Below are 6,678 nucleotides of genomic sequence, written 5' to 3'. Positions count from 1 at the left end.
ATGCGCAGAACGCTGCAAAATGAAACAGGGACTGTTAAATCTGCACTTTCATCGGGTAATGATTAGGAAACCGTTCTTTTGCTTTAATCTGCTTTAAGACGGTTTTCAACTGTCTGCCCAACTTCTGCGTTTTTCCTCTAACTCCCTAATTATCAAATCCTGTTGCGTTAATCTGCTGCAATTCGGCGGATATTCCAGAGATTTTTTGTATGTTTGCCAAAACTAAAACCAAAAATTCTTGAAAATGAAGACAATGAATTACGCAAAGATATGTATGCTGTGTGTATTTGCTCTGCTTCTCACCGCTTGCGGAAAGGATGACGACAGCACAAGCAACATGAATGCCAAGCTGTGTCGGACCTGGGTCGAGGAATATACGGAAGGTGACGTAACCTATACGCATCAGCTCATCTTTACACAGAACGGCAACTCCGGTCAGGAACTGAAAAAGAAATATGATCATACCTCAAGTACGGCCAACACGGAGACACGAGACTTTACCTGGAAATGGGAAGACGGCACAATGGAATGTTTAGTGCTGAGTTACGGAGCGGGAGATGTGAAATATCTGGAGAATGTTTGGATACGCGAACACTATCTCAGTGGAAAGCTCGATGGGGTACTGATTATGATGACAGATGCCAATTACGTAAAATAATGCGATATGAAAACAGCTATTCAATATGCGAAAATGTGTATCCTGTGCCTATCACTTGCATTGACGTCATGTGCACAGGATGATGAGACTATTTTTGAGTCGGTAACAGGTTATACGTGGGTAGGGGATCTCGGATTTACGGACGACTTTGGAGAACCTCTGGAAAGCGGGCTCTACTTTGACTATAGTGGTTTTGGCACAGACGATCAGTGCTATTACGATGATCCGAGCGGCATCATTGTATGTTCGTTGCCATTCCGATGGAAAATAGAAGACGGAACATTGTCGTTGGACTACGGCAATCAGTATCCTCTGCTGGAAATACGTGATGTCTATGTGACATGGGAAAAGATAACCGGAACCTTGTACGTTGACGGTTATGTAGAAAGAGGAGTTACCTTATACAAATACTGATTGCTTAAGGAGGGATGGTAAGCCTTACCATTCAGGAAATACATGTTAGGCACGGGTTACACGAAATAACGCAGGGAAAAATCTGCAAATCTTCGTGTAATTCGTGCCTAATTGACTAAATACAGTGCAACAGGCATTGCACTCGCAGTGCAATAGTTAGTGCACTGACAGTGCAATAGCTACTGCACTCACAGTGCAACAGTTACTGCACTCGCTCCAGCCAGTTACTTTTTTAGGAACAGCTTCTTGAAGTCGGCCGGATAGGGAGTTTCAAACGCCATTTCCTCGCCTGTAACAGGATGATAGAAGCAGAGCTTGAATGCATGCAGAGCCAGCCGACCGATGGGATTTACATCTTCCAGGCCATAGCGTCCGTCACCCACAATGGGATGCCCGAGGTCCTGCATGTGGACACGGATCTGATTCTTGCGCCCGGTTTCCAGATTCAATTCGAGCAACGAATAGTTATTGGCCCGTTTAATGGTTCGGTAATGTGTAATGGCTTCCTGTCCGCCATCATCCGTAGGGCTTGAGTAAACGTACAGCTTCCGGTCTGTCAACCACGAACGCACCGTCCCGGCATTTTGCTCCATATCGCCGGCTACGACAGCTACGTAACGGCGGTCGAATACAATCTTGTGCCAGTTGTCGCGCAACGTGTGCTGCGTTTTCTCGTCCTTGGCAAACATCATCAGTCCCGAAGTGTCACGATCCAACCGATGTACGATGTACACGCGGTTCTGCCTGCCTGAACGTTTTACGTATTCATTCAATATGGTATAGGCGGTCCGTTCTTTCTGACGTTCGGTATTGACCGAGAGCAGCCCCTGCATCTTTTCAATTACAATCAGATAAGCGTCCTCATATACGATTCTGACCAGCTTATTATGGAATTCCTTCTTCCCTTTGTCACGACTTATCTGAACTTTCATCCCCGGTTTCAAGGGGAAATTATACTGAGTGGTGATGACACTGTCCACATAGACAACCCGTTTGCTTAACAACGTTTTCAGTTTGGTGCGGCTGGCCTGAGGCATTTTTGCGGCCAAAAATTCCATCAATTCAGCCGGTTCTTTCACCCAATAATCGGTATATTGTGTACGCGCTTTGGCTACAATCTTTTCTTTTGTCACAGCTTATACTCTTTTTATAAATTAGATGATTCTATTTTAAATTCGGCGCTCCAGCAGTACGACATTTTCCACATGATGCGTATGGGGAAACATGTCAACCGGCTGAACTGCTTTCACTTCGTAATCTACATCGAGCAACTGCAGATCGCGTGCCTGTGTTGCCGGATTGCAGCTGACGTAAACAATGCGTTGTGGCTTGGCAAACAGGATGACGTTGATGACGTCGGGATGCATCCCGGCACGGGGTGGGTCGGTGATGATGACGTCGGGACGTCCGTACTGGCTGATAAAGTCCTGAGTCAGGATGTCCTTCATGTCGCCGGCAAAGAACAATGTATTCTTAATACCGTTGATTTCAGAGTTCGTCTTGGCATCCTCGATCGCTTCGGGGACATATTCAATACCAATTACCTGACGGGCCTGCCGCGAAACAAAGTTTGCAATGGTACCGGTACCCGTATAGAGGTCGTAAACAAGTTCGTTACCGGTCAGTTGAGCAAAGTTGCGTGCTACTTTATACAGATTGTACGCCTGTTCGGAATTAGTCTGATAAAACGACTTGGGACCCACCTTAAAGCGCAAGCCTTCCATCTCTTCGTAAATATGGTCGTTACCTTTGAACGTATATACGTCGAGATCGGTAATCGTATCGTTGCACTTATTATTAATAATGTATAGCAGCGACGTTATTTCAGGGAAAGTGTCGGCCACGTATTGAAGCAGTTGTCTGAAACGTTCCATCTCTTCATCCTGCTCAATCTTGCACACCACGATCACCATCAGCTCATTCGTCGTGGACGTACGTATAATCAGGTTGCGCAACATACCTTCGTGTGTCCGCAAATTGATGAAGGAATAATTGTGTTCGTAAGCATAATCGCGTATCGCATTACGGATGCGATTGGATATATCATCCTGTAACCAGCACTTTTCGATGGCCAGCACCTTGTCGAACGCATTTGGAATATGAAATCCAACCGCATTCATCTGCTCATAGACGACATCCTGCTTTACCTCTTCCGGCGTAAGCCAGCGCTTATTCGAGAAAGTATATTCCAGTTTGTTCCGATAAAACATTGTTTTTTCCGAACCCAATATGGGAGAGATTTCCGGCAACTTGATCTTTCCGATGCGTGTCAGGTTGTCGGTCACTTGCTTCTGTTTGTACTTAATCTGTTCGGAATAGGGTAGTATCTGCCATTTGCATCCCCCGCAAACTCCATAATGCTGGCAGAACGGGACTGCTCTTACAGGCGAATATACATGGAATTTTACTGCTTCGGCCTCGGCGTAATGATGCTTCTTCCGCTTAATCTGCAAATCTACAACGTCACCCGGTACCACATAAGGTACAAAAATGACCAAATCATCCACTCGTGCAATGGCTTTTCCTTCGGCAGCCACATCTGTAATTTCCACCTTCTCCAATAAAGGCAGTTCTTTTCTCTTTCTTGCCACTTTTACTCCATTCTAATAAATTCGCCGACAAAAATAGACATTTTTTCTGGAATAATCTCTATGAAACGGAATATTAAATATTGCAATGTCGAAATTGCATTTTGAGAGAAGTTTTTCTTCGAAAAAGTTTTCTAATATGTAAAATATCCTTAGATTTGCGACCAGAAAAAGAAAAAACACAATCAAAAACTTTAAATTTTTTATTATGGACAAAAAAAGAGTTTATACCTTTGGTAATGGTCAGGCAGAAGGAAAAGCCGATATGCGCAACCTTTTAGGCGGTAAAGGCGCCAATCTTGCCGAAATGAATCTAATAGGGGTTCCGGTTCCTCCCGGTTTTACAATCACAACAGAAGTTTGTACCGAATATTATGAGATGGGACAGGAAAAGATTGTAGCTTTACTGAAAGATGAGGTAGAAAAGGCCATTGTACATATAGAAACTTTAATGCGTTCAAAATTTGGTGATGTAGCCAATCCTTTATTGGTTTCCGTACGTTCGGGTGCACGTGCTTCAATGCCCGGTATGATGGATACCATCCTTAATCTCGGATTGAATGATGATGTTGTTGAAGGACTTGCTCGCAAGACCGGGAATGCACGTTTCGCTTGGGACTCTTATCGTCGTTTTGTTCAGATGTATGGCGATGTTGTACTCGGTATGAAGCCGACAAACAAAGATGATATCGACCCGTTCGAAGCCATCATTGAGGATGTAAAACATACAAAAGGCGTAAAACTGGACAACGAATTAGAGGTTGACGACCTGAAGGAACTGGTAAAGAGATTTAAGGCAGCCGTAAAAGAACGTACCGGAAAAGATTTCCCGACTTGTGCTTACGAACAACTTTGGGGAGCCATTTGTGCCGTATTCAATTCCTGGATGAACGAACGCGCTATCTTATACCGTAAGATGGAAGGGATACCCGACGAGTGGGGTACAGCCGTTAGCGTACAGGCTATGGTGTTCGGAAATATGGGCGACACATCAGCAACAGGTGTTTGCTTCAGCCGTGACGCCGCTACAGGAGAAGACCTGTTCAACGGTGAATACCTGATTAATGCACAGGGTGAAGATGTAGTTGCCGGTATCCGTACTCCGCAACAGATCACTAAAATCGGTTCGCAACGTTGGGCCGAACTGGCAGGTATCAGCGAGGAAGAACGTGCTTCTAAATATCCGTCCATGGAAGAAGCCATGCCTGAAATCTACAAGGAACTGGATGCTTTGCAAACCAAACTGGAAAACCACTATCGCGACATGCAGGATATGGAATTCACCGTACAGGAAGGCAAATTGTGGTTCCTCCAGACACGTAACGGAAAACGTACCGGTGCAGCAATGGTTAAGATTGCCATGGACTTGCTCCGTCAGGGAATGATTGACGAAAAAACGGCACTGATGCGTTGCGAGCCTAACAAGCTGGATGAATTGCTTCACCCGATATTCGATAAGACTGCCTTGAAGCAAGCCAAAGTGCTGACTCGCGGTCTGCCGGCATCTCCGGGTGCAGCTTGCGGACAAATCGTATTCTTTGCTGATGATGCAGCCGAATGGCGTGCTGCCGGCAAGCGTGTTGTGATGGTACGTATCGAAACTTCTCCTGAAGATTTGGCTGGTATGGCAGTTGCCGAAGGTATCCTGACTGCACGTGGTGGTATGACTTCACACGCAGCCGTTGTAGCTCGTGGTATGGGTAAGTGCTGTGTATCAGGTGCAGGTGCTCTGAACATCGACTACAAAGCCCGTACAGTAGAAGTAGACGGTATTGTTCTGAAAGAAGGTGACTTTATCTCTCTGAACGGTAGTACAGGTGAAGTATATAAAGGCCAGGTTGAAACCAAGGCTGCAGAACTTTCGGGCGACTTTGCCGAACTGATGCAACTGGCCGACAAATATGCCAAACTGAAAGTACGCACCAATGCTGATACTCCGCACGATGCAACCGTAGCCCGCAACTTCGGTGCTGTAGGTATCGGACTTTGCCGTACGGAACATATGTTCTTCGAAGGCGAGAAGATTAAGGCTATGCGTGAAATGATTCTGTCTGAAGACGCTGAAGGACGCCGCAAAGCACTGCAAAAGATTCTGCCGTACCAGCAAGCCGACTTCAAGGGTATCTTCAAGGCAATGGCAGGCTATCCTGTAACAGTTCGTCTGCTCGATCCACCTTTGCACGAATTCGTTCCCCACGATTTGAAGGGACAACAAGATATGGCCGATGCTATGGGTGTAAGTCTGCAATACATCCAACAGCGTGTAGAAGCTCTGTGCGAACACAACCCGATGCTGGGTCACCGCGGTTGCCGTTTGGGTAACACTTATCCGGAAATCACACAGATGCAGACACGTGCTATTCTGGGTGCTGCACTTGAACTGAAGAAAGAAGGCGTAGAAACTCATCCTGAAATCATGGTGCCGCTTACCGGTATCTTGTACGAATTCCAAGAACAGGAAAAAGTAATCCGTTCGGAAGCAGCCAAGCTGTTTGAAGAAATGGGTGACAGCATCGAGTTTAAGGTTGGTACAATGATCGAGGTTCCGCGTGCTGCTTTAACAGCCAACCGCATCGCATCATCTGCCGAGTTCTTCTCATTCGGAACAAACGACTTGACTCAGATGACATTCGGTTATTCACGCGACGATATCGCTTCCTTCCTGCCGGTTTACCTGGAGAAGAAGATTCTGAAAGTAGACCCGTTCCAGGTTCTCGACCAAAACGGTGTTGGTCAGCTTATCCAGATGGCTACAGAAAAAGGCCGTGTAGTTCGTCCCGACCTGAAGTGCGGTATTTGCGGTGAACATGGTGGTGAGCCTTCATCTGTTAAGTTCTGCCACAAAGTAGGCTTGAATTATGTAAGCTGCTCTCCGTTCCGTGTGCCTATTGCCCGACTGGCTGCGGCGCAGGCTGCTATTGAGGAAGCATAAGCAATATAGAATAATATTTGATTTAGGCTGTAACAAACTGTTTATCAGGTGTTACAGCCTATTTTTTAAGAATTAGACTATATTCT

General features: G+C 45.8%; 5 protein-coding genes. 3 read left to right on the top strand and 2 right to left on the bottom strand.

The window, feature by feature from the left end:
- Positions 1–244 precede the first annotated feature (244 nt).
- A complete protein-coding gene (locus Q3C19_RS17440) occupies positions 245–658 on the top strand; it encodes a hypothetical protein (RefSeq protein WP_302731049.1) in 414 nt (137 codons plus the stop codon).
- Between the two features lie 6 nt (positions 659–664).
- A complete protein-coding gene (locus tag Q3C19_RS17435; RefSeq protein ID WP_302731048.1) occupies positions 665–1,072 on the top strand; it encodes a hypothetical protein in 408 nt (135 codons plus the stop codon).
- A 224-nt stretch (positions 1,073–1,296) separates the two neighbouring features.
- Here Q3C19_RS17435 and Q3C19_RS17430 read toward each other — a convergent pair whose 3' ends face one another.
- Positions 1,297–2,205 (bottom strand): RluA family pseudouridine synthase, encoded by a 909-nt coding sequence (locus Q3C19_RS17430; RefSeq protein ID WP_302731046.1) that lies wholly within the window; start codon positions 2,203–2,205, stop codon positions 1,297–1,299.
- A gap of 36 nt (positions 2,206–2,241) precedes the next feature.
- On the bottom strand, positions 2,242–3,663 hold the full coding sequence (rlmD, locus tag Q3C19_RS17425) for a 23S rRNA (uracil(1939)-C(5))-methyltransferase RlmD (RefSeq protein WP_302731044.1): 1,422 nt from the start codon (positions 3,661–3,663) through the stop codon (positions 2,242–2,244).
- Positions 3,664–3,868: 205 nt separating this feature from the next.
- Here rlmD and ppdK point away from each other — a divergent pair, with 205 nt between their 5' ends.
- Positions 3,869–6,592, top strand: a complete 2,724-nt coding sequence (ppdK, locus tag Q3C19_RS17420) for a pyruvate, phosphate dikinase (RefSeq protein WP_302731042.1) — start codon at positions 3,869–3,871, stop codon at positions 6,590–6,592.
- The last annotated feature ends 86 nt before the right edge of the window (positions 6,593–6,678 follow it).

The sequence above is a fragment of the Bacteroides sp. ET489 genome (assembly GCF_030518095.1).
Taxonomy (GTDB): domain Bacteria; phylum Bacteroidota; class Bacteroidia; order Bacteroidales; family Bacteroidaceae; genus Bacteroides; species Bacteroides ndongoniae.
The sequence above is the reverse complement of the archived record's forward strand: the minus strand, read 5'-3'. Positions and strand labels throughout refer to the sequence as shown.